The 24,998-nt window shown below is 63.4% G+C and carries 25 protein-coding genes; 11 read left to right on the top strand and 14 right to left on the bottom strand.

Features of this window, described 5'->3' with window-relative positions:
- The first annotated feature begins 6 nt into the window (after nucleotides 1-6).
- The 7 genes from FJW10_RS19010 to FJW10_RS19040 are packed head-to-tail and all read left to right on the top strand — an operon-like array spanning nucleotide 7 to nucleotide 7,613.
- Nucleotides 7-441, top strand: a complete 435-nt coding sequence (locus FJW10_RS19010; RefSeq protein WP_140833299.1) for a VOC family protein — start codon at nucleotides 7-9, stop codon at nucleotides 439-441.
- 32 nt (nucleotides 442-473) lie between these two features.
- Nucleotides 474-1,433, top strand: coding sequence for a thiamine pyrophosphate-dependent dehydrogenase E1 component subunit alpha (locus FJW10_RS19015; RefSeq protein ID WP_181177582.1), 960 nt, complete (start codon nucleotides 474-476; stop codon nucleotides 1,431-1,433).
- Complete coding sequence (locus FJW10_RS19020) at nucleotides 1,433-2,443, top strand: transketolase C-terminal domain-containing protein (protein WP_140833295.1); 1,011 nt, start codon at nucleotides 1,433-1,435, stop codon at nucleotides 2,441-2,443. Before FJW10_RS19015 ends, FJW10_RS19020 begins: the two co-directional genes overlap by 1 nt.
- 13 nt (nucleotides 2,444-2,456) lie before the next feature.
- Entirely contained in the window at nucleotides 2,457-3,236 is a 780-nt protein-coding gene (locus FJW10_RS19025) for an SDR family oxidoreductase (protein ID WP_181177583.1), read from the top strand.
- A gap of 10 nt (nucleotides 3,237-3,246) precedes the next feature.
- On the top strand, nucleotides 3,247-5,025 hold the full coding sequence (locus tag FJW10_RS19030; RefSeq protein ID WP_181177584.1) for a gamma-glutamyltransferase: 1,779 nt from the start codon (nucleotides 3,247-3,249) through the stop codon (nucleotides 5,023-5,025).
- 35 nt (nucleotides 5,026-5,060) lie between these two features.
- A complete protein-coding gene (locus FJW10_RS19035; protein WP_140833289.1) occupies nucleotides 5,061-6,584 on the top strand; it encodes an acyl--CoA ligase in 1,524 nt (507 codons plus the stop codon).
- A 3-nt stretch (nucleotides 6,585-6,587) separates the two neighbouring features.
- Nucleotides 6,588-7,613, top strand: a complete 1,026-nt coding sequence (locus tag FJW10_RS19040) for a 2-dehydropantoate 2-reductase (RefSeq protein ID WP_140833287.1) — start codon at nucleotides 6,588-6,590, stop codon at nucleotides 7,611-7,613.
- A 139-nt stretch (nucleotides 7,614-7,752) separates the two neighbouring features.
- Here FJW10_RS19040 and FJW10_RS19045 read toward each other — a convergent pair whose 3' ends face one another.
- The 9 genes from FJW10_RS19045 to hutC all read right to left on the bottom strand — a co-directional run bounded on the left by FJW10_RS19045 (nucleotide 7,753) and on the right by hutC (nucleotide 16,103).
- Nucleotides 7,753-9,147, bottom strand: a complete 1,395-nt coding sequence (locus FJW10_RS19045) for an amidase (RefSeq protein WP_140833285.1) — start codon at nucleotides 9,145-9,147, stop codon at nucleotides 7,753-7,755.
- 108 nt (nucleotides 9,148-9,255) lie between these two features.
- Nucleotides 9,256-9,786: a TIGR02444 family protein gene (locus FJW10_RS19050; protein WP_140833283.1), complete on the bottom strand. Its 531-nt coding sequence runs from the start codon at nucleotides 9,784-9,786 to the stop codon at nucleotides 9,256-9,258.
- 1 nt (nucleotide 9,787) lies between these two features.
- Complete coding sequence (locus tag FJW10_RS19055) at nucleotides 9,788-11,185, bottom strand: FAD/NAD(P)-binding oxidoreductase (RefSeq protein ID WP_140833281.1); 1,398 nt, start codon at nucleotides 11,183-11,185, stop codon at nucleotides 9,788-9,790.
- Nucleotides 11,182-11,484 carry a (2Fe-2S)-binding protein gene (locus FJW10_RS19060; protein WP_140833279.1) on the bottom strand — a complete coding sequence of 101 codons (303 nt, stop codon included), beginning with the start codon at nucleotides 11,482-11,484 and terminating at the stop codon, nucleotides 11,182-11,184. The genes FJW10_RS19055 and FJW10_RS19060 overlap by 4 nt, the downstream gene beginning before the upstream one ends.
- On the bottom strand, nucleotides 11,468-12,574 hold the full coding sequence (locus tag FJW10_RS19065; RefSeq protein WP_140833696.1) for an FAD-dependent oxidoreductase: 1,107 nt from the start codon (nucleotides 12,572-12,574) through the stop codon (nucleotides 11,468-11,470). Before FJW10_RS19065 ends, FJW10_RS19060 begins: the two co-directional genes overlap by 17 nt.
- An 11-nt stretch (nucleotides 12,575-12,585) precedes the next feature.
- Nucleotides 12,586-13,368 carry an aspartate/glutamate racemase family protein gene (locus tag FJW10_RS19070; protein ID WP_246674308.1) on the bottom strand — a complete coding sequence of 261 codons (783 nt, stop codon included), beginning with the start codon at nucleotides 13,366-13,368 and terminating at the stop codon, nucleotides 12,586-12,588.
- Nucleotides 13,358-14,011 (bottom strand): UbiX family flavin prenyltransferase, encoded by a 654-nt coding sequence (locus tag FJW10_RS19075; protein WP_140833277.1) that lies wholly within the window; start codon nucleotides 14,009-14,011, stop codon nucleotides 13,358-13,360. Before FJW10_RS19075 ends, FJW10_RS19070 begins: the two co-directional genes overlap by 11 nt.
- On the bottom strand, nucleotides 14,008-15,330 hold the full coding sequence (locus FJW10_RS19080; protein WP_140901216.1) for a UbiD family decarboxylase: 1,323 nt from the start codon (nucleotides 15,328-15,330) through the stop codon (nucleotides 14,008-14,010). The genes FJW10_RS19075 and FJW10_RS19080 overlap by 4 nt, the downstream gene beginning before the upstream one ends.
- Nucleotides 15,327-16,103, bottom strand: coding sequence for a histidine utilization repressor (gene hutC, locus FJW10_RS19085; protein ID WP_140833273.1), 777 nt, complete (start codon nucleotides 16,101-16,103; stop codon nucleotides 15,327-15,329). The genes FJW10_RS19080 and hutC overlap by 4 nt, the downstream gene beginning before the upstream one ends.
- A 280-nt stretch (nucleotides 16,104-16,383) precedes the next feature.
- Here hutC and FJW10_RS19090 point away from each other — a divergent pair, with 280 nt between their 5' ends.
- Both FJW10_RS19090 and FJW10_RS19095 read left to right on the top strand, forming a co-directional pair.
- Nucleotides 16,384-16,740: a RidA family protein gene (locus FJW10_RS19090; protein WP_246674309.1), complete on the top strand. Its 357-nt coding sequence runs from the start codon at nucleotides 16,384-16,386 to the stop codon at nucleotides 16,738-16,740.
- 120 nt (nucleotides 16,741-16,860) lie between these two features.
- Nucleotides 16,861-18,153 (top strand): FAD-binding oxidoreductase, encoded by a 1,293-nt coding sequence (locus FJW10_RS19095; RefSeq protein WP_140901217.1) that lies wholly within the window; start codon nucleotides 16,861-16,863, stop codon nucleotides 18,151-18,153.
- Between the two features lie 225 nt (nucleotides 18,154-18,378).
- Here FJW10_RS19095 and FJW10_RS19100 read toward each other — a convergent pair whose 3' ends face one another.
- Together FJW10_RS19100 and FJW10_RS19105 are read right to left on the bottom strand one after the other, a co-directional pair.
- A complete protein-coding gene (locus tag FJW10_RS19100) occupies nucleotides 18,379-18,774 on the bottom strand; it encodes a Rid family hydrolase (RefSeq protein ID WP_140901259.1) in 396 nt (131 codons plus the stop codon).
- A 128-nt stretch (nucleotides 18,775-18,902) separates the two neighbouring features.
- Entirely contained in the window at nucleotides 18,903-19,340 is a 438-nt protein-coding gene (locus FJW10_RS19105) for a VOC family protein (protein ID WP_140901218.1), read from the bottom strand.
- A 319-nt stretch (nucleotides 19,341-19,659) separates the two neighbouring features.
- Between FJW10_RS19105 and FJW10_RS19110 the strand changes: the two genes are divergently transcribed.
- Complete coding sequence (locus tag FJW10_RS19110) at nucleotides 19,660-20,031, top strand: DoxX family membrane protein (RefSeq protein ID WP_181177585.1); 372 nt, start codon at nucleotides 19,660-19,662, stop codon at nucleotides 20,029-20,031.
- A 149-nt stretch (nucleotides 20,032-20,180) separates the two neighbouring features.
- Complete coding sequence (locus tag FJW10_RS19115; protein ID WP_140901219.1) at nucleotides 20,181-21,797, top strand: FAD-dependent oxidoreductase; 1,617 nt, start codon at nucleotides 20,181-20,183, stop codon at nucleotides 21,795-21,797.
- A 300-nt stretch (nucleotides 21,798-22,097) separates the two neighbouring features.
- Here the strand turns inward: FJW10_RS19115 and FJW10_RS19120 are convergent, their stop codons facing one another.
- The 3 genes from FJW10_RS19120 to FJW10_RS19130 form a co-directional block, all read right to left on the bottom strand.
- A complete protein-coding gene (locus FJW10_RS19120) occupies nucleotides 22,098-22,862 on the bottom strand; it encodes an amino acid ABC transporter ATP-binding protein (protein ID WP_140833264.1) in 765 nt (254 codons plus the stop codon).
- The gene (locus FJW10_RS19125; RefSeq protein WP_246674311.1) at nucleotides 22,859-23,842 is read right to left on the bottom strand and encodes an amino acid ABC transporter permease; all 984 of its coding nucleotides are present in this window, start codon (nucleotides 23,840-23,842) and stop codon (nucleotides 22,859-22,861) included. The genes FJW10_RS19120 and FJW10_RS19125 overlap by 4 nt, the downstream gene beginning before the upstream one ends.
- Before the next feature lie 165 nt (nucleotides 23,843-24,007).
- Nucleotides 24,008-24,919, bottom strand: a complete 912-nt coding sequence (locus FJW10_RS19130; protein WP_140901220.1) for an ABC transporter substrate-binding protein — start codon at nucleotides 24,917-24,919, stop codon at nucleotides 24,008-24,010.
- Between the last annotated feature and the right edge of the window lie 79 nt (nucleotides 24,920-24,998).

Below are 24,998 nucleotides of genomic sequence, written 5' to 3' on the forward strand. Positions count from 1 at the left end.
CTTCCAATGAAACTTAAAGGGCTCGATCATATTTCGCTGGCCGTCGCGGATTTCGATCTTTCGGTCGATTTCTATCGCCGCGCGTTCGGCTACCAGCTCGTCTTCGAGGAGCGCGACATGGCGCGCGAAATCCAGAGCATGATGGGCGTGGAGCGCCTGTCCTGCCATCTCGCGCAGCTCACGCTCGCCGACGGCCCGCGCCTCGAGCTGATCCAGTTCCTGCATTGCGACACGCCGGCGCAGGCGAGGCCGCTGTCGGCCGGCTCCGGCCATGTCGGCCTGACGGTCGAGAATGTCGACGAAGCGCTGTTCGAAGTCGCGGTGCTGGGCGCTGTCGCGATCGGCGACGTCACCATCTTTCCCGAAGGGCGGTCCGCCTATTGCCGCGAACCCGGCGGCTCCTTCCTCGAACTGCTCGAATTCACCCAAGACGGCGGCTGAGCATGGCCGGCCAGGACATCGGAACAAGACCCATGAAGCTGAACCCGATCTCACTCTTTCGGACCATGGCGCGGATGCGCGCCTTCGACGAGGCCTGCCTCGAAGGCGTGCAGACCCTCGAGATTCATGGCGAACTGCACACGGGCATCGGCCAGGAGGCGATCGGGGTGGCGCTGGCGCAATCGCTGACGCCGAATGACGCGGTGGTCAGCACGCACCGCAATCATTTTCACGCGCTCGCCAAGGGCGTGCCGCCGCGCGCGCTTATGGCGGAGATCTTCGAGAAGGAAACGGGGCTGTGCCGGGGGCGGGGCGGTCATATGCATCCCTTCGACCCCGAGCATCACTTCTCGGCCACGGGCATCGTCGGCGCGTCGCTGCCGGTGGCGCTCGGCTATGCCTACAAGTTCAAGATGATGGAGCTGCCCCACATCGCCGTTGGCATTTGCGGCGACGGTGCCACCAACCACGGCACCTTCCACGAATGCCTGAACATGGCCGCCGCCTGGGGCCTGCCGCTGGTGTGCCTTGTCGAGAACAATGAATATGCGATCTCCGTGCGTTTCCGCGACGTGACGGCCACGCCGACCATCGCCGAGCGCGCCAGCGCCTACGGCATCACCGGCCGGCGCGTCGACGGGACGGATGTCGACGCAGTGACGCAGGCTTTCGCGGAGATCGCCAAGCACACCCGCAAGGGCGGCGGGCCGTCGCTTCTGGAAGCGACCTGCTATCGCTTCAGAGGCCATTACGAGGGCGATCATGACAATTACCGCGAGCGCGCCGAAAAGCAGCGCATGCGCGTCGAGATGGATCCGATCCTGCGCTACCGCGCGGATTTGCTGCAGCGCGGCGCGGCGACCGAAGCCGAACTTGACGCCATCCGCGCCAAGGCCAAAGAGGAGATGGCGGCGATGCTGGCCGATGTACGCGCCGACGCCATGCCCGATCCGGCCGGCGCGATGGATTATGTCTTTGCCGAGGTGATGTGATGACGGCCAGCATACGCAAGATCAACGCCTCGCAGGCCGTCGCCGAAAGCCTGATGCAGGAAATGGCGCGCGACGAAAGCGTCGTGCTGCTGGGCGAAGACGTCGGCCGCTCGGGCGGCGTGTTCGGCTCAAGCCGCGATCTCCTCGAACGTTTCGGCCCGATGCGCGTGCGCGACACGCCGATCTCCGAGATGTCGTTCACCGGCATGGGCGTCGGCATGGCGATGGCTGGATTGCGGCCGGTGGTCGAGATCATGTTCGTGGACTTCATGGGGGTCTGCCTGGAGCAGATCTACAACGCTATGGCCAAGATCCCCTACATGTCCGGCGGGCGGGTGAAGATGCCCATGGTGATCAAGACCGCCGGCGGCAACATCGGCTCCGCCGCGCAGCACTCGCAGTGCCTGTGGGGAACCTTCGCGCATCTGCCCGGCATGCATGTCGTGGCGCCGGCCTCGGTGCGCGACCACAAAGGTCTGATGGCGGCCGCCATACGTTCCGACAATCCGGTGGTCTTCATCGAGCACAAGGGGCTGCTCCTGAAGAAGGCCAAGGATTTCCTGACAGGCTCCGAGGTGCCGGAAGATGCGTTCGTGACGCCGATCGGCAAAGCCGAGGTGGCACGTAAGGGCGGCGATATCACCCTCGTCACGCTCAGCGCCGGCGTCGAATATGCCATGGAGGCGGCGGCCGAGGTGGCTGCAGACGGCATCGACGCGGAGGTGATCGACCTGCGTTCCATCGTTCCGCTCGACACGGAAACGGTCGCGGCGTCGGCCGCCAGGACGGGCCGGTTGCTCGTGGTGGACGAGGATTATCTGTCCTTCGGCCTTTCGGCCGAGGTGGTCGTGCGCGTGCTGGAAAAGCTCGGGCCGACGGCGCTGCGCCAGATCCGCCGCCATGCCGTGCCCGACGTTCCGATTCCCGCCGCGCTTTCGCTCGAGGAGGCGCTGGTGCCGGGGCCGGCCTCGATCGCGCGCGTGCTGCGCGAAATGGCGGCGGTGTCGTGATTGTGAGGTCGGCATGAACACTGCAGCAAACATCCTGCCTCCGGGGCATGTCGTGGTGGTCCTCGGCGGCGCCGGCGCCATCGGCGCGGCCTGCGTGCGCGCCTTTGCCGAGCAGGGCACCACGGTCTGGTCAGTCGATCTTCAGGAGCAGGCCGCGGCTGGCGCCTTGACGGATCTTGCCGGAGCGCATCGCGCCGTCGCCTGCGACGTTACCCATCCCGCATCCTGCGAAAGGTTGGCCGAGCTTGTCGGCAAGGCCGACAGCGTCGTCTACGCCGCCGGCCTCAATGCGGACGGCAATGTCGTCGACATAGACTGGAACGTCTATCGCAAGGTGATGGCGGTCAATCTCGACGGCGCCTTCCACATCGGCGCCGCGTTCGCCCGGCGCATGAGCGCGCGCGGCGACGGCGGAGCCTTCGTGTTCGTGTCTTCCACCGCTGGCCTGCGCGGCGAGGCCGGTGCCTCCATTTACTGCGCCAGCAAGTTCGGCCTGATCGGCTTCGTCGAAAGCATGGCGGCGGAATTCGCCGGCGAACGCATCAGGGTCAATGCGGTGTGCCCGGGCAATGTAGACAGCCCGATGCTCAGGGACGTCGCGCGCCGCATCGCCGAACGCACCGGCGCCGATGCCGACGCAATCTGGCTGGACATGGCCCATAGCGGCGCGGCGCGGCGGCTGGTGACGCCGGCCGAGGTGGCGGCGCTCTGCGTGCATCTCGCCTCGCCCGCTAGCGCGGCGATCACTGGAACCACGGTGCGCGTCGATGCCGGCGCCATGCTCAGCGCCTAGGAGAGAAAGCATGGCGATCATGGACAAGGCCGTCGACGACGCCGCCGGCGGCATGCGCAACAACACCTCGCCGGTGCCCAACATCTTCCCGCCGCCGGAATCCATGCGGCCGACGCTCGTCGGCGAGCACTATTCGGTGGTCGCCGGCCACCCCCTGGTGGCGATGATCGCGGCCGACGTGCTGGAGCGTGGCGGCACGGCAATCGATGCCGGCGTCGCGGCGGGCCTCGCCAGCAACGTCATCCAGGCCGACATGTGCAATCTCGGCGGCGTGGCGCCGATCCTGGTGCGGCAGGCCGGGTCCGACCAGGTCTGGTCGATCAGCGGCGTCGGCACATGGAGCGAGAGCGTCACGCTCGAAGCGTATCTGGAGCGGCACAAGGGCGACATGCCGCTCGGCGCGCCATGCTCCATCGTGCCGGCGGCCGTCGATGCCTGGCTGTCGGCCTTGTCGCGTTTCGGCACCTGGTCGTTTACCGATGTCGCTGCACCCGCCATCCGATACGCCAGGGAGGGCTTCGTGCTCGACCGGCGCACGGCGCTGGCTTACGAGCTCATGGGCGCGACGTTCCGGAACTGGGAGAGCTCACGCGCCATCTACTGGCCGCAGGGCAGGGCGCCGCGCGAGGGCGACCGGCTGAAACAAACGGACCTCGCGCTGCTTCTGGAGCGGCTCGCCGCCGCCGAGCAGAGTGGAAACCGCGAGCAGGCGCTGGAAGCCGTGCGCAAGGCTTTCTACGAGGGCGAGGTCGCCGAACGCATCGTGGCTTGGGTGAATGGCAATGGCGGCTGGATGACGCTGCAAGACCTGGCCGGTTTTCGCAACGAGGTCGCGCCTGCAAAGAGCTACGATTATCGCGGCTGGCGCATGTTCACGGGCGGCGCCTATAGCCAGGCACCCGTCATCCTACAGACGCTGTCGGTGCTCGCCGGCTTCGACGCGGCCGTTCTCGCCGGTCGTGAGGACGAATACCTTCATTTGCTAACCGAGGCGATGAAACTCGCCTTCTCGGACCGCGAGAAGTTCTACTGCGACCCGAATTTCGCCACGACGACGATCGAGGAGCTTTTGTCGGACGAGCATGTCCAGCGGCTGCGCGCGCTGGTGGACCCCGCCAAGGCGCTGCCCGACCTGCCGACGCTTGCCCTGCCTGCGCCAAGTAGCCTCAGGCAGAACAAGCGCCGCGACACTACCAACTTCACCATTGTCGACGCCAAGGGCAATGCCTTCAGCTGCTCGGCCAGCGACACGATCGACGGCAATCCGATCGTGCCGGGCCTTGGCATCATGGTGTCTCCGCGCGGCGTGCAGTCGAGGCTGGACGCCGCGCATCCGGCGGCATTGGGGCCGGGCCGGCGGCCGCGGCTGACTCCGTCGCCGGCGCTCGCGCTCAGCCTCGGCGGAGCCGAGCGGCGGGTCATGGCACTGTCGTCGAGCGGCGGCGACGTCATTCCACAAGGAATATTGCAGACGTTCCTCAACATCGTAGATCGTGACATGTCACCGCAGCAGGCGGTGGAGGCGCCACGCATCACCTGCCTTGCCTTTCCGGATTCCTTCTTTCCGCATTTCCATGACGTCGGACGGCTCAGCGTCGAAGCCCGCATCCGTGAAAACACGCGGGCGAAGCTGGCCGCGCTCGGCCACCGGATTCATCCATGGCCGGACTATGAATTCGACGCCAGCGGCGTCGCCGTGTCACTCGATCTGACGCCGCCTTCGTCCGACGGACGCGTGCTGGGCTCCGGCGCCGACCTACGGCGCAGCCACTACGCCATCAGCCGGTAGCCGCGCCGGCAATAGCCAGCGAGACCGCCAAGCCAATGGGAAACACCGACGTGAAGAACACAGTCCTCACTCTCCTACGCAGTGCGCCGGATGCATCTCTTGCGCTGAGTGCGCCCGGCCGTCCCGGGCTGAGCTATGGGGAACTCCGGGCGTTCGTGGGAAGCATTCACCGGCAGCTCGCGGCGCGCGACATCGGCGCGGGCGACCGCGTGGCGATCGTGCTGCCGAACGGGCCGGAGATGGCCTCGTCGTTCCTGGCGGTGGCGTCGGGCCTGTCTGCCGCCCCGCTCAACCCGGCCTACAAGGAGGCCGAATACGAGTTCTACCTGTCCGACCTCAGGCCCAGGCTAGTGCTGGTCGAGCCGGGGTCGGACAATCCGGTGCGCGCCGCCGCCGCCCGTCTGGGCATCCCGGTCGCCGAGATCAGGATCGCCGAGGGCGCGCCCGCCGGCGCCTTCAGTCTGTGGGACGAGGAGGCCGGTTGTGTGCCGCCCGGACCGCAGCACGAGGCGCTGGTGCTGCACACCTCCGGCACCACCTCGCGACCGAAGGTGGTGCCGCTGTCGCAGGCCAACGTCCATGCCTCGGCCAACAACATCGCCGGCACGCTGAGGCTGACGCAGGATGATCATTGCCTCAACATCATGCCGCTATTCCACATCCACGGGCTGATGGCGGTGGTGCTGGCCTCGATGACGGCCAGTGCCTCGGTGTGCTGCACGCCCGGCTTCAACGCGCTGCGTTTCTTCGGCTGGGCGGGCGAGGAGAAGCCGAGCTGGTATTCGGCGGTGCCGACCATGCACCAGGCGATCCTGCAGCGCGCTGAGCGCAACCCGGAAGCGGTGGAGGCCATGGCGCTGCGCTTCGTGCGCTCGTCCTCGGCCTCGCTACCGCCGGCCGTGTTCAAGCAGTTGCAGGAGACCTTCCGCTGCCCGGTGATCGAGGCCTACGGCATGACGGAAGCGGCGCACCAGATGGCGTCGAACCCGCTGCCGCCGGGCGAGCAGAAGCCCGGCCATGTCGGCAAGGCGGCCGGTCCGGAGATCCGCATCCTGGATGGCGAAGGCACTGAGCTCGGCGTTGGCGTCGAGGGCGAGGTGTGCATCAAGGGCGCCAACGTCACCGCCGGCTACGAGAACAATGCGGCCGCCAACGCGGCCAGCTTCACCAATGGCTGGTTCCGCACCGGCGACCAGGGTTTTCTCGACCAGGACGGCTACCTGAAGATCACCGGCCGCATCAAGGAGATCATCAACCGTGGCGGCGAGAAGGTGTCGCCGCTGGAGGTGGACGATGTGCTGCTGGAGCATCCGGCGGTGCGCCAGGCGGTGACCTTCGCCATGCCGCATAAGGCGCTCGGCGAGGAGGTGGCGGCTGCGGTGGTGCTGATCGAGGGGGCGAGCCTGTTGGCGAGCGAGTTGCAGGACTTCGCCGGCCGCACGCTCGCCGCCTACAAGGTGCCGCGCAGGATTGTCATCCTGGACGAGGTGCCCAAGGGAGCGACGGGCAAGGTGCAGCGCATCGGGCTGGCCAAGCTGCTCAACTTGGGCGAGGCCTGAAAGATGACCAGGGTTTGCGTTTTTGGGGCTGGCGCTATCGGCGGCTATCTGGCGGCCTCGCTGGCCAGAGCGGGCGCCGACGTGTCGATCGTGGCGCGCGGGTCGCACCTGGCGGCCATCCAGGCCAACGGGTTGAAGCTGATCAAGGATGGCGAGGAGACGGTGTGGCGCGTCCGAGCGAGCAGCGATCCGCGCGATCTCGGCGAGCAGGACTTTGTCATCGTCGGCATGAAGGCGCATGCGGTGCCGCCGGTTGTCGGCCAGTTCGCGCCGCTGCTGGGCAAGGACACCGCCGTGGTGCCGGCGGTCAACGGCCTGCCGTGGTGGTACTTTCATGGCGCCAACACCGGCACGGCGCTCGACGAGACCTGGCTGGAGAGCATCGATCCGGGCGGGGCGCAGTGGAAGGGGTTGGGGCCGGAGCGCGCCATCGGCTGCGTGGTCTATCCGGCCTGCGACGTTCCCGAGCCCGGTGTCATCCACCATTCCAAAGGCGACCGCTTCACGCTGGGCGAGCCGAACGGATCGGACACAGAGCGTCTGAGGTTGTTGTCGGAGCTGTTGATAGCGGGCGGGCTGAGGGCGCCGCGCAAGGCCAGGCTGCGCGACGAGATTTGGATCAAGCTGTGGGGCAATTCCTCGTTCAACCCGGTGTCGGCGCTGACCGGGGCCAGCCTGGATGTGATTGGCGCCGATCCGGCGTGCCGAGGCCTGATCCATGACATCATGGTGGAATGCAAGGCCATCGGCGAGGCGATTGGCGCGCGTTTCGGCGTCGCTATCGAACAACGCATCAAGGGTGGTACCGATATTGTCGGCCATAAGCCCTCGACCCGTCACGACGTGGAATTGGGGAGGCCAATGGAGATCGATCCTCTGGTGTCGTCGGTGCAGGAATTGGCGCGCAGGCTCTCCATCCCGACGCCTACTCTCGATATCGTTGCCGCGCTGCTTCGCCTGCAAGGCCAGGTTCTGGGCCTCTACGATCGAAAGCCTGCTATCGAAGACTCTATCCGCGCCGCGGGCTGAAACCGGCTGAAGCCAATATACGAAGGCGCCCAACTTTGGCGTGGGTCAGTTCGCTGCCCTCGTCTCATGAACTCTGCCTTCGTGTGGGTTTCTCCTTTTCCTCAGCGGTTCTGGTGATAGCTCATTGAAGCGGCGGCAGTCACGGACTCGCGAAATCCGAAAGATCGGGGGAGGGCGAACGTCCCAGAACCGTCTCGAACCCACGAGCGAGGGAGAGAAGCCGTTCGTCTGCCCTGCCGGGACAGATCACCTGCAAACCTGTGGGCAATGCCGACGGAACGTGCGGGAGCGGCAGGCTCGCCGCGCAGAGGCTGAGGACATTCGCCGATCGGGTCGGGCCGGTACAGGCCTCCAGAAGAGCAGCGGATGCAGAAAGGGACGTGAAATCTCCCGGAAATGCCGGCGGCAACTTCCATTTGACCGGTCCGACCCAGGCATCGATTCCGTCGAACCAGGTGGTGCTGAGCCGGACGAGTTCCTGCTGGCGCCGGCGCGCGGCGGCATATGAGTCCGGCGTGATCTCGAACCCAGCGGCGATGCTGGCGGCGATGTCCGGGTTCATGAATTCACTCGTGCGGTGGAACCGCTCGCGGCCGAACGAAGCGACCATCTCGGCTAGGCTGATGGTGCGGAAGAGCGGATCGATCTCCGCGAGTTCCGGGATATCCATTTCCACAATGGTGACGCCGGCGGCCGCAAGTGCCGACAAGGCGTCTTCGAGCCTCGCCGCCACACGGCCGTCCAGACGGTCGCCGAAAAGGATCCGGGGCCGGCCGAGCTTTACTCCTTCGATCGCTGCGGCTGATGGTACGGGAGTGCCGCAAAGAGCGGCGAAGACGATAGCGGCATCCTCGGCGGAACGGGTCAGCGGACCGATGGTGTCGAGCGTCGCAGAAACCGGAAAGCAGCCATCCATCGGCCAGATGTCCGCCGTTGGCTTCAGGCCGAACACGCTACAGAACGCAGCCGGACCGCGGATCGAGCCACCGGTGTCGGTGCCGATGGCAAATCCGCAAAGGCCCGCCGCGACGGCGGCCGCCGACCCGCTTGAAGAGCCGGCAGTCAGTCGAAACACGGCGGCGTCCCAGGGATTGCGCGGCGTGCCCCGCCGGTAATTGGCGCCCGTGCCGCTCATTGCGAACTCGACGGCCTTGGTCTTTCCGATGACGACGCAGCCGGCGGCGGCAAGGCCGCGCATGAAGCCGCCCGGGCCGCCGATCAGGTCAGAGACATCGATATCCGAGCCGGCCGTCGTCGGCATTCCGTCGACGGCGATGATGTCCTTGACCGCGACGGGCACGCCCATCAGGGGGCCGAAATCGGCACCACGGGCGAATGCCTCGTCGACGGCCTTGGCGGCTTGCAACGCGGCTGATGCCGCCACGTGTTCATAGGTCTGCAACTGGCGATCGAGGGTGGCGATCCGCGCCAGATAGGCTTCGGTCGCGGCGACGGCTGTCGTCTCGCCGGCGCGCAGCCGGCGCCCGAAGTGGCTTATGCCACCGCGATCGAGCGGATCGGCCGGAATGGTCATCGGAAGTCAGTCTCCTGCAATCATACGGCCTGCGAAATCGTCAAAGCCGTGGGTGATTCAATCGGTTTTCGTCCGGCACCGCGCGATCCTCTAGGCGTGACACGACGTCTAGCGATCGGCCGGTGGGTGCGGGGAGGCGACACGGGCAGCTTCTGCCGCCGCGAGAATGCGCGCCAGCGCGCTTTCGATCGCGCTGTTTCGGCTGCGTGCCGGAACAAGGTCCGACAGGGTCGCTTCCAGTGCCGGACCGGCGCCGGCCGCGTTCTCCAGCCAGCGTGCGATGAAATCGACTTGCAGCCGTTCCGCCTGCAACTCCGCCTTCTTAATCTCGGTACGAAGCTGTTCCTTCGCACTTTCAGCGGTGTCCTGGCGCGCGGCCTTCAGTTTGCGCCTTATGGCGCGCAAAGGCAGCACCGCGTCTTTACGCCAACCCGCGGTTCCGGCTCGCAGCGCCTTGATCTCTCCGCCCGAAAGGCGCTTGCCCAAAGTTATGTCGGCATGAACGAGCATCAGCATCTCCACCACGTCGACGCCCGCCTCGTCCTGGAGGACAAGGCAAGCTTCCGGCACGCCCTGGCGCCGATAGAAATCGAGCATGAACGCCCATGCGGCTTGTGCGGAGGAGGGCCGGTCGCTCACGTCATTCCTCTCCGTATTGGCTGGCCAGTTCGCCGATCGTGACAGGCTTGAGCGGCGCGCGGACACGATAATATCCTGTCGCGTCGAGGGTCTGGCCGGTTTCGCGGGCCACGATGGTGCTGACAGTGGGACCGCACATGCGGCCCTGGCAAGGGCCCATGCCTGATCGCACGAAGGCCTTGGTCTGGTTCGGGCCGACGCAGCCCTGCCGCACGACATCGCGAATGGCGCCGGCGCGAACCATCTCGCAACGACAGACGACCACCTCGTCGGGCGGAGCGAGCACTTCGTCGCGCGGACGATAGAGCCGGTCGAGGAAAGGCCTGATCGTCAGGTGGGCGTCGAGGGCCTGCTGCGCGACGGCCTTTCGTCTTGCAAATTCAGTTTCGGTAATCTTGCCGAGACGTTTGAGGATCGCCAGCGCGCACAGCGCGCCGGCATCGGCGCTGGCCGTCGCGCCTATGATGCCGCCGCCGTCGCCGGCGACGAAGATACCAGGAATGGAGCTTTCCCCCATCGGGTCGAGGACGGGGAGGAAACACTGTTGCCCTTCATCCCATTTATGGGCGCAGCCGATGGACCTGGCTATCTGCTGGCTTGGTATCACGCCCTCATGCAAGGCAATCAGGTCGAGCTCGATGCGGAAGGGGCGAGTGCCGGCATGGAAGCTGACGGCGCTTGCGCGCTCGGCGCCATCGATACGGAGGTTGGAAACCCGGCGGTGGATCTGCACGCCGCGCCGGCGCAACGCAGCCATCAGTCCCAGGCCCTTCCGAAGGTAACCCGGACCGTGGCCGAAAACGGCTTTCGGCAGATGCCGCAGCGCGGGGATGAGATTGGCGCGCTCCGCAGTGTCGAGAAGGACCAGGTCGGAAATGCCGGCTTCGAGGCACTGGACCGCGAACAGGTAGAAGAGCGGACCGCAGCCGGCCAGCACAAGGCGTCCGGAGGGGCGAAGGCCCGCATCCTTCAGCATGATCTGCAAGGCGCCGATCGTCATGACTCCCGGCAGTGTCCAGCCGGGCACCGGAACCGGCCGCTCCATCGCGCCCGAGGCGATGACGAGGGTCCTTGCCTGCAGCTGCTCGACCTTACCGTCAGCTTTGATCCAGACTGTGCCGTCGGCATCGATGCGCCAGGCGCTCGTGTCGAAGTGCAACTCAGCCGCGCTGGCGCGCAGCCTGACCGTCAGCGCGGCGCCGCCTGCATAGTCCGCGCCGAGCACAGCCAAAAGGGCCGCATTGTCCGCGTTGCGTTCGACGGCGCGGTAGACCTGGCCGCCGGGCGCGGACTGTTCGTCGATAACGAGCGTGCGGGCGCCGCCTTCGGACAGCGTTGCGGCCGCCGTCATTCCGGCAGGTCCGGCTCCGATCACGATGGCGTCCCACGGGTCATTCATACGAGCGACCTCGCACCGTGCTGGCGCTTGACGGCCATGCCGGGGCGGGCCCTTGTCAGGCAGGATTGCTGGTTCTGTTTGCCGTCGATCTCGACCAGGCACTCGAAGCACGCGCCCATCATGCAATAGGGCGCGCGCGGACTTTCATCGACAGGGCTTTCCCTGAAGGGCGAAATCCCGGCTGCCAGCAGCGCAGCGGCGACACTATCGCCGGACCGGAAAGGAACCTGGGAGCCCTCGAAATCGAGGACACTACCGCCCGGGGGCAATGCGGAGCTTCGTTCAACCCTGGTGAACATCGAACCTGCCGCTTGTGAAGCTCGAAAGATGTTCGGGCAGCCGACCTTTCGCCAGCGCCGGACCGATCTCCAGCGCATGGACGCTGGCGAGGGTGACGCCGCTGTGGCAGGTGACGGCAAAGGCGCCTGGAAAACGCTCGGATTCCTCGTAGATGGGGAGGCCGTCAGGCGTCATGACGCGCAACGAACCCCAACTGCGCACCACCGTGGCCTCGGCAAGCGCCGGAAAGACGCGGGCTGCCGTCCTGCACAGCGCGGCTGCGATGGGTACATCTGTTCCTTCGTCGAAACCGCGATCTTCATGGCTGCTGCCCAGCAGGACCGTGCCTTCGACCGATTGCCGGATGCAGTTGGTGGCATAGGGCAGGAATGGCTTAATTCGTTCGGTGACGACAATCTGTCCCCGCTCGGGCCTCACCGGCATTGAAAGCCCCACATGCTTGGCGAGGTTGGCCGCGCCCAGACCAGCGGCCAGGGCGATCCGCCTGCCGGCGACCCTGCCAGTGCGGCTGACTGCCTTGAACCCATCTCTTTCGATGGCGATGTGCTCGACCCGGAACCCCGGGTGATAGCGGCCGCCGGCGTCCTGCAACCCTTGTTGCAGCGCGCGTAGCAGATACAGCGGATTGACGTGGCCATCGAGCGAGGAAAACGAAGCGCCAACCACGTCGTCGCCGATCCCGGGCAGCAGGGCCTGCAAGTCGGCGCGGTCGAGGATGGACATGTCGATGTCGCCGCCATCGGCCTTTGTGCGCGCGATGACGTCGCGGCGCTTGTTCAGCTCCGCCTCGCTAAAGCAGAATTGCAGCCCGCCAGGTTGCCGCCATCCGATGTCGAAAGAAACGGCATTGCTCAACCTTGCGGCAAATCCCGGCCACATGCGCCCTGCGTGCAGCGACCACTGCATATAGGGCGGGGTGCCGACGCCTTTTCCCTGCAGCCAGACAAGGCCAAAATTGCCGCGAGCGGCGCGATGGGCCTGGTCGCCTTCATCGAGCAGGACGACGTTGGCTCCTGCAGTCTGCGCGCCCCATGCAAGGGCTGCCCCGACGAGGCCGCCACCCACGACGATCAGGTCGTACGCCTCCATCGCGGTGTGCTTCAGGAGGTTTCCGGGTGGAAACCGCGAGGCCTCAAGCCTGCGTGAAGCCACTCGACGAGCGACACGACATCGTAGACAGGCACGCCGAAGGTCTTCTCGATTGCCCGCGAATAGGGAGGAAGATTGGCGCATTCGCTGACCAGGGCGCCTATCGACGGCGTTTCGGCGAGCATGCGCTCCACAGTCTCCAGAGCGTCGCGCTCCTGTGCCGCATAGGAGACCCGGGAGGCGTTGTTGCGCATGTTGGCGCGGATCGGCCCGTCAAAGGCGAGCTCGCCGAGTGGAAGGCCGACAGGAGCACCGATATTTATGAAATGCTCGTCCGTGATGGACTTGCGATCCGAAACGATGACGCCGACAGTCTTATCCGCCGGCAATGTCTGCAGCACGAGTGGAATCTGCATCAGACTCGATGAGGCAATCGGCACTCCGCTGTAGGCGCGCAATTGCGGATGTACCATCGCCAGGAACCCGCAACTGGTGGCGATGCCGTCCACGCCCAATTCGGTCAGCCGGTCGATAGCGTCGTAAAAAGCCGGCAAGGCCTTTTCGGGCGCGCCCTCGATCACATCCTGTGGGCGCACTCCGGTGACAACATGATACTGTACCGGGAAACGCCAAGTCAGGGCATTGGCGACATCACCCGGAAGGCGCTCGAACCCGGTGTCGAGCACGATAATGCCGATATGCGCGCCGTGGACCGGACGGCGGCGCGGGCGATCAGCGGTTTGCTCGATATTTATGACAGGTTGCATCGGTAAGGACTCTGCTTCAGGAGGCATCGCCGCCGGGTTTCGGGCAGGCTTCGCGGTCGACGCTCATTCCATCCCACCGCGCCACCTTGCCGCTGTCGATGCCGAACAGGTCGAGCGCGCGGCCGACGCTATGGTCCACCATCTCTTCAAGCGAGCGTGGCCTGGCGTAGAACGCGGGAACGGGCGGCATGATAATCGCACCCATCTCGGCGAGCGCGGTCATTGTCCGAAGGTGGCCGAGATGCAGCGGAGTCTCGCGCAGCATCAGAACAAGCTTACGGCGTTCCTTCAACACCACGTCCGCCGCGCGGCTCATCAGGCTGGAGGTGACGCCGGTGGCGATCTCGGACATCGTCCTGATGGAACAGGGCGCGATCAGCATGCCGAGCGTCCGGAAGGATCCGCTGGAAATCGAGGCGCCGATGTTTTGAACATTGTGGTAGACGCTGGCCCGTTCGGCGATCTCCGCAGGACGCATGCCGAGTTCCTGGGAAAGCGTCAGATGCGCCGACCGCGTCACTATCAGATGGGTTTCGACGCCGGCGGCCCTGAGCTGGTCCAGCGCTCTGATGCCATAGACGGCGCCGGAGGCGCCGCTGATGCCGACGATGATGCGGGGAGGCTGTGGCTCGCCCGTGCCGCCATGCCAGTATGAAGCAGGTCCGCTCACGCGTTTTCGAACCAGTTCGCGAGATCGACCTTGTCGGCAAGCCTGATTTTCTTGCGTTCGAATTCGGCCCTGCGGTGGAACGGCTTGGTGGCGTCGACAAGCAGGCGCCCCCAATGATCCTTGGCTTCGTCGCGATAGAAGGAAGGCGTGTCGGGAATGATGATCATGTCCTTGTCTGGGCGGCACCGGGTCAAGGTCGCCCACATCACGTCATCCATGCTGTAGATGTCCACATCCTCGTCGACGACGGTGACCACCTTGGCCCAGATCGGCTCGGCGCCGATGGTGGCGAGCATTACCTGGCGGGCGTGGCCCTCGAACTGCTGGTCGACCTTGATCACGGCATGATTGACAAAGGGCTGGCAGGTGACATCGAGAATGCCGGGCAGTGCCGCGCTCAACCGTTGGAAGATGTTGGCGGACACCGACAGTTCCAGCGTCAGCACCTCTTCGGCCGAGCCGCACAGGATGCTGTGGAACATGGCGTCGCGCCGCACCGTCACCCCCAAAACCTCGAACACCGCATTCGGGCCTTCAGGGACGTAGTAACCCATGAATTCGCCGAACGGGCCCTCGGGCCGGCGCTCGTTTGGCAGGAAGCGGCCCTCGATGACGATTTCGGTGTCGGCCGGAACCTCAAGGTCGATATATTTGCACTTGCGCATGGCGATGGGGCTGCCCTTCAGCCGCGCCGCGACCTGGAGTTCGTCCACGTCATAGGGCAGCGGAGCCGCGGCGGTGAGGAAGGATGTCGCCGGCGCGCCGATCAACATCGCCGCCTCCAGCGGCTTGCCCATTTTCTCTGCCTTCTCATGATAGATGGTGAGGTGATGGCGCGGCGCCAGGCGGCAGCGCAGTTCGCTGTCGCTCACATACATCGAGCGGTGATAGGACAGGTTGCCGATCCCCGTCTCAGGATCCTTGGCAATGAACATGGCCGAGGTGAAATAGGGCGCGGCGTCGCGATCGGAGTATGTGATGAGCGGCAGATCAGACAGCTTGCATTCGGTCAGTTCCGGGTCATCGACCTTGACGAAGGGTTCGCCGACGCTTGCCGAGCCGAGATTGGCAAGATTGCTCCATTGGCGGCAGAAATCGGTGGAATCGATACCGATCACCTCTGCCAAGCGCTCGCGCGAGCCATAAACGTTGGTAACGACGGGAAAGCGTGTGCCCTTGACGTTGGTGAAAAGGATCGGCTTGCCCCAGCGCTTCTGGGCGACATGGGTGACGGCAGCCAGTTCATGGAACGGGTCGATCTCCTTGCCCACAACAAGCAGGTCGCCGCGTTCACGCAAGCGGGCAACGTAGTCTCTCATCGGATTCTCCTGGATGCCGCGGCATTGCGCTGCTGCGTGGTGCCGCGGTTCGGGGTGGCTTCATGCGAACTGCGCAACCGGTAACGATCGCCCGGATAGAGGAAGCGGCTGCGGGTCACGGGCACGCCTTCGCGCCACGTACGGCGATCGAGCAGAAGGCAGGGCTGGTTGCCGTCGATCTCGAGGGCACGCCTGCTTTCTTCGTCGGCCCGGATCGCCCGGATCGTGTTGTCGACATAGGTCACTTCGGTTTCCCGCAGGAGATAGGCGTGAGGCGTGATGCGGGTGAAGTCCTGCTTCAGATAGTCGGGAGCTTCCGCCGGGTTGACGAAGCGATCCTCGATCTGGATGGGCGTTCCGTCCTCCTTGTGAAGCAGGCGTGAATGGCAGACCGGACCGTCGTAGGGCAGGGGCAGCATGCCGGCGAACGGACTTTCGGGGGGCACAAAGCCGAGAAAGAGCACTTCGCTGGTATGCACGCCGCCACTGAGGGCGATTTCCTCCGAGACGTCGGGCAGATCAAATATGGCGCACTGCATCCGGGGCCCGACGACGAAAGTGCCGCGACCCTGGATGCGAACGAGCATGCCTTCCGACTGAAGCTCCCGCAGGGCCCGGCGCACGGTCAGGGAGGAGGCGCCGAATTCCTCGGCCAGAGATTCTTCGGAAGGCACCCGGAAATCGGCGGGCCATTCGTCTCCGCGTATGCGCTTTTCGATGGCCGTCTTGATCTGCTCGTAAAGGGGCTGCGAGTTTTGAAGTTCGTTCGCCATCCTCTCGCTCCCATTGTAATATCATATGTTGGGCGGATTGATACGACGAGTTTGGGCGGATTGTCCAGCGTCATTTAATTCGCGTTGATCATGGCGAGGCTGGAATTAGCGGCCAATTTAACGGAAATCTGCGAAATCTGAGGCCGTTGGGGAAACCATGTCGCTTCGCCAAGTTGCAAATCCTGCCCCGCTTGACAACGGCAACCAATCACTTACCCTATCATATAGCTAGAAATATAATATATGAATTTGAAATACCCTCTGGTGTAGGAAGGTGGGAATGAGCAGCGGCATCGTTCGACATGACGAGAACAATCGCATGAGCCTTGCCGTGGAGGCGGGTGGCTTCGTCTTTCTGGCTGGCCTAACCGCGGTCCAGACGCGCGGCCGTACCGTCACCGCACAGACAAAAGAGATACTTCAAAGGATCGATCATCACCTCGCCCAAGCAGGCACCAGCAAAGCGAATCTCGTCAGTGCGCAGATCTGGCTGGCCGACACCGCTACGTTCAACGAGCTCAATACAGTGTGGGAGGCATGGGTCGCCGATGTCGGCAAGCCCGTCCGCGCCTGCGTGGAGTCACGCTTGGCGGACCCTGCTCTTACCGTGGAAATCATGGTCACGGCCTTGCGGTGAGCGGTCAGCCATTATTGATGGATGAGATGTCTTTCGCGCGGCATGCCTGCCAAGGTCCTCGATGATCGGGCGCTCGAGCGATTCGACTTTCTCTGCAGAAGACAGTGACGCGGCGGCCTGATGGAAGCGATATCCACACGCGACTGGGACGTGATCGTTGTTGGTGGGGGCATCGTCGGATGCTCCGCGGCATATTATGCCGCCAGGAATGGAATGCGTGTCCTGCTTGTGGAGCGAGACGCACCTGGGTCGGCGCAATCCGGCCGCAACCTCGGCTTTGTCCGCCAGCAGAACCGCGACTTTCGAGAGCTTGCATTGATGATCGGCGCCCTGTCGATATGGGAAGGGCTCGAAGCGGAACTGGGGTGCCGGGTAGGGTGGCGGCAGGGCGGGAACCTGTCGCTGGCGTTCAGCGAGGCGGATCTTGTTTCCAGGCGTGCCTGGCAGAAGCGCGCGGCCGAAGAATTTGGCCTCGACACGCGGATGCTGTCGGCAACGGAAACCTACGCGCTGGTGCCTCAGCTGGCGACCGATTGCGGCATGGTCGGAGCGATGTACACACCCAGTGACGGGAAGGCCGAGCCTGCTCGAGCGACCCGCGCATTTTTTGAAGCGGCGCTCAGAGCCGGAGCAGCATTCGCTTTCGGTGAGCCGGTCACGCGCATCGAAACCAGCGCTGGAAAAGTCTCCGGTGTTCAGATCCGCGATCGGCTTTACCGCGCGGACATGGTGATCATCGCCGCGGGAGCCGGGAGTGCCGTCCTGTTGAGGAAGGCGGGACTGGATCTGCCTCAGGAGTTCATCCGGGCGACGGTCGCAAGAACGGTGGCGAGGTCCGAACCGCGCATAACGGCCTGCGTCTCGGGTCAACATACCGGCATCCGGCAGGATCTGAACGGAGCCTATGTTATATCTGTCGCGGGAGGTGAATACGACCTGCGGCTCGATTCCTGGCGTCATATGCGATGGTACGAGGCCACACGAAGGTCCAATCCCGATGCGGCACGGATAGATTATCTCGCGCCGATCAAGCGGCTCTTTCCCTCGCGGGCGCACTTGCCTGTCGCCGACTTTCCGCCCAGCCGCGACAACCCGCGTCCGGAATTCTTTCGCGTGGAGCAGGCAAGCCGAGAGTTTTCCCGGCTCTTCAAGATCTTGGCCGATCTGCGGATCGAGACCTGCTGGGCGGGGATCATCGACACAATGCCGGATGTCATTCCGGTCCTGGGTCCCGTCGAAGGCGTATCAGGCATGCTCGTTGGAACAGGGTTCAGCGGCCACGGCTTCGGGCCGGGGCCGATGGCCGGAAAGGTCCTCTCGAATCTCGCCGCTGGCCGGCGCTCGCCCGTCGACATTTCGGCCTTGTCGCCAACGCGCTTCGTAAAAAACTGGGTATCGTCGAAGGCAATATAAGCACTGCGGAACAGGGTGTTTGGCGGTGGGATCCTCTCGCCGCAACTTGTTGCGGGCTCGCGCCTAACCGGGTCTTGGTTTCAATCTGATGATGGGCGCTTCAGCCGCCTCAAATGGTGACGATTGCTAATCCGACAGCTCAGCCGGGCAGACCTGAAGGGTGGTCGCCAGGAGCAGTAGCCACGCAGCCAGGAAGCGGAGCGCTCCGCTTCCTGAACTATCCGTTCAGCCCGGGACTACGGAGCCATCTCTGGACGCGGTGATCTCGATCTCGACCCGCGCGCCGGACGCAGGAATCTGGCAGATGAGAAAGGTGCTTGTAGGTCTGATGTCGCCAAAGACCTCACCAAGAACCGGTACGACGGCCGATGCCGCCTCGGCGTCCGTAACGAAGACGCGGCTGACGACGGCATCGGCCAGGCTCGATCCCGCCTGGCGAAGAGTATCGTTGATCGACGACAGGGCATTGCGTGCCTGCTGGGCCGGGTCCTCGGGAAACTCGTTTGTGACTGGATCGCGTCCAGTCGTGCCCGAGACGTGGATGGTCCTGCCGTCGATGACGGCTTTTGCGTAACCGGCGATGGCTTCGGACGCGGCCCCGGAAAAGATTCGATTGCGCATGAAAATTTCTGCCTCTGGTTGAGTGATGCTGCCCATGGGAGGAGGCGTGACCCTTGCGCGACCTGACAGGGCGTCCAAAGTCAGATTGGCCCGGCCGGTTGCGCCCTATTTGCCCTCAGGCGGTCGGTTCACCAAGCACCGGAATTGGGCATCGACGCCCAAGGCTCCGCCGGCGGTAGCGGCGTACCTTTCTGCATCAGTTCGATCGAAATGAGGTCGGGCGATCGGACAAACGCCATGCGACCATCTCGCGGTGGCCGGCTCAGCGTAACGCCGCCCTTCACCAGCCGATCGCAGACCGCGTAGATGTCGTCCACTTCCAGGCCCAGGTGCCCGAAGTTCCGGGCCGATCCATAGTCCTCGATATCCCAATTGTAGGTGAGCTCGATCTGAGGCGCATTGCCTCCGAGGACCTCGATATCGTTGGGGGCGCAGAGGAAGACCAAAGTGTAGCGGCCTTTTTCGTTCTCCATGCGCTTCAGTTCGACGAGCCCGAGCTTGTGCACGTAAAAGTCCAGGGCAGCATCCAGATCGCGCACGCGCACCATGCTGTGGTTGAACTTCATCGTATCCTCCGCGATTGATCGGCCTGGGACATTGCTATACGTACAGGCAGTCAATTTCCATATTAAAAATGATCGTTAATAATATTTTTGACGGGCGATTGCTCAATGAGCGGCCTTGATGGTCGTCATGCTATTGATTTCACTGCCATTTACCCAGTGCTTGAGCGGTGATGCAGGGAGCGTCTTGGTGTCCCTGGCCCGGGAACGGGATCCCGGCAAGTGGCAAGAGAGGCGTTCTCCATCGACAAATTCGGGTGCTATCTTGATTAAAGAGATATATTAAGGTAGTAGAAAAAATATTATTTTTAGGGAGGAGCGGGTGTCGACACTTGAGGTGATTGGCCGGGTCATCATTGGCGGGTTTTTCCTGATTGCCGGCGCGCGGCACTTCCTGCATTTCAAACAGCGGATCACGGTGGTGAAAACCAGCTATGGCTGGCTTTTGCCGGCACCGATCATGGCTGCCGGGTTTGCGGCTCAGGCCGCGGCGGGCCTGGCGCTGATCGGCGGATACTGGATAGTGCCGGCAGTCGCTGTGCTGATCGCCTTCCTCGTGGTGGCGACCCCGCTCTACCACAATATGTTCATGTATAGCGGGCCGGAACGGGACCGACATTTTTACATGATCCTGATCAATTTCTCGCTCGCGGCGGCACTGCTGCTCATAGCGGCGGACGCTGTCCGAGCATGACCTGAGGGCGCGAGCGGTTTCGGATTTCATTGCCTATCTCTTCGATTTGGAGTTCGAGATCGCTCCGACCCGAAATCATCCGGCTGCAGGCGCGTCGGCTGACGCGGCAATCTGCCCGCCTCGAACGGGAAAACGTAGGAGACAGGCCGATGGCAGAGGCCGACGAAGCGTGCGACGTTCTGGTTGCGGGATCCGGCTCGGCCGGCTTGGCGGCGGCGCTTCGCACGTCCGCTGCGGGTCTATCCACCATCATTGTCGAACGTGCCGGTCTCATCGGCGGAACGACGGCGATTTCCGGAGCCGCCATCTGGATTCCGGCGAACCACCACGCCGCCGTCGCCGGTCTAGCGGACGACCGGGAGCGTGCCCTCACTTACATCCGGGCCGTGGCTCCCGAGGGCTGGAGAGAGACCGAAGACGCGCTCTGGCGGAGCTTTGTGGATGAGGCCCCGAACATGCTGGCTTTCCTGGAAAAAGAGACCCCCCTGCGCTTCTCGTTGATCAAGGAAGCCGATCCCTATCTCGAAAAGACAGGGGCTGTGCGGATGGGGCGGATGCTTTCGCCACGGATACTGCGAAGGAAGCTGGCCGGGCCATATGCCCGAATCCTGCAGCCCCCCAGCCTTCCGCATGTATTCACTTTCCAGGAGATGCTTGAACTCGACCCATTCCACCATCCGGTCGAAGCCGCCTTCAAGAGGTTGCCGCAACTGTTCTGGCGCTGGCTAACCGGCGGCAGGGGGATGGGAACCGCCCTCGTCACAGGCCTGCTCAGAGGCTGCCTTGATCATGGCTGCCGTGTCGCGCTGGAAACCCGCGCGATCGCCCCGATCGTCGAGACCGGACGTGTGAGGGGACTGGTGGTGGAGGCGGAGGGGCGGAAACGGAATATTCTGGCCCGCAAGGGGGTGGTCCTGGCCACCGGTGGATTTGAATGGGACGCTGAATGGCGGGAAAAGCATTTTCCCGGACATTGCGATTTCCTGGGAAGCCCGTCGAGAAATGACGGCGACACCCATCGCATCGCTGTCGAGGCTGGCGCGGAACTCGCGCACATGGATCAGGCGAACATCACGGGAGGTCTGCCTCTGGATGGGTCACGTCGCCCATTCGGCATCAGCTCCTTCTTTCATCAGGAGCCCAACGCGATTGTTGTGAACCGCCACGGCCGGCGTTTCGTCAACGAATACCGCTTCAACCTCGGGGAAGTCATAGATGAACGCGAACCCTCCACCGGACAGCCGGCTCATCTGCCGGCATGGCTGGTCAGCGATCAGGCGTTCCTTGAGAACTTGCCCGTCGTGCGGCACTTTGCAGCGCGAAATCCGGGTTGGACGAGGAAGGCGCAAACGATCGCGGCGCTAGCCGAAGCGACTAGACTGCCAGCCGATGAACTCGCACGGACGATCGAGCGTTTCAACGCGTCCTGTGCGTCCGGCGTGGATGAACAATTTCATCGCGAGAATATGGCATCGGTCGCGACGAAGGCGAGGCCCGGGAAAAGCCGACTGTCACCTATCCAAAAGGCTCCCTTCATCGCAATTCCGTTCAACCGAACCATCGTCTCGACCAAGGGTGGACCTCGAACCGACGCAGGCGGCCGCGTGCTCAGACCGGCCGGAAGCTTGGTGGAGGGGCTCTATTGCGCCGGCGCAGCGATGGCCAACCCATTCGGCACATGGGCGGTGGGAGCCGGCACCACGCTGGGACCCAACATGACGTGGGGCTATATCTGCGCGAACTCCATCATCTTCGCGAACGACTGAGCCGTTCGAAGGGTGCCTGAAAGCGCGCGCAGTCCATTAAACCCGGCGCTGCTTGAAGGGTGAGCCGGCCAGCGCGGCGACGATCCTGGGCGGCTCATACTGCCGCGTGATGGCGACGCCCATCCTCGAGGGATGGAGGTTCGGCACCGGCTGGGCCGCTTCGGCAAGGCCATCGCCCCGGGTGGCAGACGCCGCCTTGGCCGGCTGCGCCTGTTCCGGGCCTCGTCCCGGGTCTCAACGGGAAGCGGGAAGGGCGCGTCAAAAGCGGCGTCCGCGTCCTTGGATTGACGTATGGCAGGCTCAAATGATGCGCGAAAGAAATGCGCGCGTCCGCTCATGACTGGGATCGCCGAAAATCAGCTTCGGCGGCCCTTCTTCAACGACCATGCCGCCGTCCATGAACACGACCTTGTCCGCCACCTCTTCGGCAAAGCGCATCTCGTGGGTGACAACGATCATCGTCATGCCGTCGGCGGCAAGCGAACGCATGACGTCGAGGACCTCGCCGACGAGTTCGGGATCCAGCGCGCTCGTCGGTTCATCGAAAAGCATGAGCTTGGGCTTCATCGCCAAGGCACGCGCGATTGCCACCCGCTGCTGCTGCCCGCCTGAAAGCTGATCCGGATGCGCGTCGAGCCTGTCGCGCAGCCCGACCCGCTCGAGGAGTGCGATCGCCTCGTCGATGACCTCTTTCCTGGCACGCTTTTGAACCAGGATGGGAGCCTCGATCACATTTTGCAGCGCGGTCATATGGGCAAACAGATTGAAGCGCTGGAAGACCATTCCGATGTTGGATCGTCTGACGGAGATTTCCCTTTCTTTAAGTTCGTAAAGTCGATCTCCCCTACGGCAGTATCCCACCAGGTCGCCATCGACATAGAGTGCGCCGGAATCGATCTTCTCCAAATGATTGATACACCTGAGCAAGGTCGACTTGCCTGAACCGGAAGGGCCGATCAGGCATACGACCTCTCCGAGTTCGACATCGAAATCAATCCCCTTGAGAACTTGAAGGGCGCCAAAGCTCTTGCCCACCTGAACGGCGGAAACCATGGGCATTGTCATTTCGAATTCCTTGTGGCTGAGCCGCCGAACATCCGTCTCGACCACGACACCGTCGCCGCGCGTTCTCCCCGGGCAAATCGTTTCTCTAGCCGTCCCTGCAACGCGGTCATCACAGAGGTTATAGCGAGGTACCAAACACAGGCGACGAGCAGCAGCGGGATGGTCTGGAAGGTACGGGATGAGATCGTCTGGACCGAATAGAGGAGATCGGACAGCGCGATGACGCTCACCAGCGATGTCATCTTCAGCATCCCGATCGTCTCATTGCCGGTCGGCGGCACGATCACTCGTAGTGCCTGCGGGAGAACGATCCGCCTCAGAATTTGTCCCGGCCTCATTCCCAGTGCTCGAGCAGCCTCCTGCTGCCCCTGATCCACAGACATGATGCCAGCGCGGACGATCTCCGCCATATACGCGCCCTCATTGAGCCCGAGGCCGAGCAAAGCGGCGGAATAGGGTGTAATCAGATCGTTGGCCGAACCCCTGAAGAAAGTCGGGCCGAAGGGTATTCCGATGACAATCTCTGGTATCAGAAATGCGAGATTGTACCAGAAAATGAGCTGCACAAGGATCGGCGTTCCGCGGAAGAACCAGAGATAAAGTCCTGCCGGAACGCTTAGAAAGGGGTTCTCCGAGATCCGCATAACCGCGAGGATGACGCTCAAAACCGATCCGATGCACATTGCGGCAACGGTCAGCCAGAGTGTTAGTCCCAGTCCCTGCAGGACGACCGGTGCAAACAGGTTCGCGAACACCACCTCCCACTCAAAGTTGGGGTTGGTGGCGATTCCATGAACCAGCCATATCGCCGCCGCCGCCATCGCCGCCGCGGCGATCCATCTGCCCGGATTGCGGACGGGAACGACCGTCAGCTTGTGGTCGGAGGCAAGATTGCGTTGCAGCCGCTTCGGCTCCGCCTGGTCGAGCGGCGTCTCAGGTACGGGATCGTCGAGCTTTCGTGCTTGCATGGCTTCCAACATTTCCTCCCATGCGCCGTTGTCTTGCAAGAAGATTCGGCGCTGTCTCGAAGTCCAGACGGCTGGCCCAGCGGTTCTTTCCGGCTCGATTCCCGATTGGGCGATCGGAGCCGGAAAGCTGTGATGCCAAGGCAATGATGGAAGCTTATGCCTTGGCTATTTCGGATATCAGTTGGCGGTCGCGCCCTTGGAGACCAGATTGATGCCGGGCGTCTTCAGCTTCAGAGCCGCGATATCCCACTTATCAAAGATGCGGTCATAGACGCCCTCGTCCATCAGCGCCTTCGTTCCGGCCAACAGCGCATCGGCCAGTTCCGTGTTGTCCTTCTTCACTATGAAGCCGTCGATCTGCTTCGGCATCACATCTAGCACGATAAGCTTCACCGGCTTAGACGACTGTTTCTTGATATAGGCGGCGGCGGAAGCATCGTTGACCAAGAAATCGACGCGACCCGAAAGCAAGGCCAGGATAGTGGCATCTGCAGAAGCGAATTCGTTCGTGGTGATCGGCGGCTTGCCGTTCTTTACGCAGAGAGGCGAAAGCAACTCCGTGACGCTCTGGACAAATGTCGTGCCCTTCTGCTCGCCGCTTTTCAGGCCGCACAGGCTCAGCGGATCCTTGGTTATCGGACTGTCCTCACGCGTAAAGATGCCGTTGATGGAAATCGACAGATCAACGAACGTCACCTGTTTTTCACGCTCGACCGTGTCGGAGATGCACTCCATCGCGGTGTCGTAGCGACCGCTCTGGACGCCTGGTATCAGGCCATCGAAGTTGATCGATTCCGCCTTGACCTGCACCCCGAGCTTCTTTGCCAAGGCATTCCAAAGGTCCGGCTCCCAGCCGACCATCGTGACATTATCCTCCGCAAAGCTCTCGCACGGAGGATAGTGCGCGTCGGTCGCCAGCTTGATAATTCCGGAATCCTGAATGCTCTTGGGCAGCATTGCGTGCAAGGCCGGGTCGGTCTTGACCGAAGCGGTAATAACATCGTCGGCGAGCGCGATTGTCGGCCTGCCGAGTACGAGAACGGCTACCGCCAGGAAGCCGATCGAAACTGCACTTATTACTTTCTTCATTTTACTTCCCCTTTGTTGGTGAGGTTGGGAGGGTTTGACACCCTTGTGTTGGTCACCCTTTCTGTCGAGGGTGCTTTGC

This window comes from Mesorhizobium sp. B4-1-1 (assembly GCF_006439375.1).
Taxonomy (GTDB): domain Bacteria; phylum Pseudomonadota; class Alphaproteobacteria; order Rhizobiales; family Rhizobiaceae; genus Mesorhizobium.